The sequence below is a fragment of the Okeania sp. SIO3I5 genome (assembly GCF_010672085.1).
Taxonomy (GTDB): domain Bacteria; phylum Cyanobacteriota; class Cyanobacteriia; order Cyanobacteriales; family Microcoleaceae; genus Trichodesmium.
In genome coordinates, this window is sequence record NZ_JAAHHT010000504.1 from 1 (window position 1) to 1,784 (window position 1,784).

The following is a 1,784-nucleotide window of genomic DNA, read 5'->3' on the forward strand; positions in this document are numbered from 1 at the left end:
ATACCTCCCATTTTGGACCCCAAGAAGAGAAGTGGACCCGGGATATCGACGAGTAGTACCATAGATTGATTGATTACGGGTATCTCAAATAGAGTTGCGAAGCAAACTCAGTACCTATATGCAAAGGAGTCAAATCGATTACCCCCAAATCCTCTATATAAAAAAACGAGCGATTCCTCAAAAAGGAGTAGGAGTACCCATAGACGCTCTCGAAAGACCAGTACCCAAAACCAGAGGGCCACTCAACTCAGAGAAGTCGATTGTCCCGTCCCCATCTAGATCATCACCACTCCACTCCAAAGAAAGATTGCCCCTCGAAGTCTCAAATACGGTGACGAAAGATGCTGCTTGTGCTGAAGTGAGACAGAGGGAAAGGAGCGAGAGCGTCGAAACCGTCGCTGCCGAGAGAGCTTTCAGGATATGCTTGACTCGGCGACGGAGGAGAGATTGTTGGTTAGTTTCGGTAAAATTAGTTGTCTTCTTCATTTTTCTTTTGGTCATTAAATTGTTGTTGCATCTTAATCTCTCCCCCCCCTAGTGTCAAGAGCATTTCGCCAAAATAATTAAATCTTTTACAATTTTTAATATATCACTTAAATATCACACAAATTTATCACTTTCTATCTTTGTTGTCTTTGATATCGGGGGAAGAATCAGGGCGACATTTACTTAGCGAAGGGGAAAAGTAGGGGTGGGTTCCGCGCAGCGTGTTTGAGGTAGGACTTTAGAGGGTTAACGCAGTATAATGCAGCATTAACATGGTTAATTATTTCAACCCGCCCCCGACGCGGGTTCAATTTTTCCACATTTAACATATAGGGGGCAGGTTCCAGATTAAATTCATCATGAAGCAGGGAATCATCAAATATGATACCCGCCCCCATACTCTGCGCTGCCTAAAGGGGGGCGGGTTTAGATAAATTAATATCATGTATCAATATTTTTGGTGAAACCCGCCCCTACAAATCCCACTGATAAGATAACTGAACTAAACCCGCCTTCAGATCCCCCCTAACCCCCCTTAATAAGCTATGCCTTACTCACATATTTCTTAACAATCTCTGATTATTGTACAGTAATTATTTGAGGGTAAAGCTTGAAAAAAGTTAACATTTTTGAAGTCTGCCATCATTTCCAGCCATAGAATAATGGCAGAAAAACTCACAGAAAGTCAAAATCAAATGCCTTTCCTACCGGGAGCTACAGTCATTTTAATTAGGAAATGCGAACGCATTCCGCATGAAGTGCTCAACAGAGTCCTATCATCAGCTTTATGATATCACTTCCAGCTTGTAACCAGCAGGATGCTTGAACTCCAAAATTAACCTTCTCTAGCTATTTGCCAACCTTTTACTATGTCGTGCAATCGTCGTAACCCCTGCCAAATAGTTTTCACTCCGGGAAATCCATCTCAATTCCTGCATAAAAAACCGCCCAACGCCGCCAACCAAAATATGCAAGTTTTGATGGTAGGTGGATGCTCGGGCAGAGTAGAAGTTTTATTCACTGTACAATAAAGTGCTTGCCATTCTATGGTTGAGAGTATTGTGTCAGCAGGTGCTTCAGGATTGTAGCGAGCTTCATATGTCAGCCATAACAATCGCCAAGCGACAATTGTATAAGTAGCTAAGGCTCTTTCAATCCTCTCGGCAGTTTCTAATTGCAGTTTTTCTAAGCCACAGCCACTTTGCGAGTACAAGCGTGATAACGCTCTATTAACCAGCGATAGCTGTACCACCGTAAGCATTGTATGACATCCTTAAAGTCATTAATTTTTAAAGTTG

General features: G+C 42.4%; 2 protein-coding genes. Both read right to left on the reverse strand.

What is annotated here, in order from left to right; genetic code table 11:
* Positions 1–177: 177 nt before the first annotated feature.
* Positions 178–501: a hypothetical protein gene (locus tag F6K40_RS40035; RefSeq protein WP_293145847.1), complete on the reverse strand. Its 324-nt coding sequence runs from the start codon at positions 499–501 to the stop codon at positions 178–180.
* Between the two features lie 910 nt (positions 502–1,411).
* Positions 1,412–1,747: a hypothetical protein gene (locus tag F6K40_RS40040; protein WP_293145850.1), complete on the reverse strand. Its 336-nt coding sequence runs from the start codon at positions 1,745–1,747 to the stop codon at positions 1,412–1,414.
* Positions 1,748–1,784: the final 37 nt, after the last annotated feature.

Bases quoted from the DNA above. Each gene is read 5' to 3' on its own strand.
- F6K40_RS40040 (WP_293145850.1), bottom strand. From the start codon at position 1,747: ATGCTTACGGTGGTACAGCTATCGCTGGTTAATAGAGCGTTATCACGC.
- F6K40_RS40035 (WP_293145847.1), bottom strand. From the start codon at position 501: ATGACCAAAAGAAAAATGAAGAAGACAACTAATTTTACCGAAACTAAC.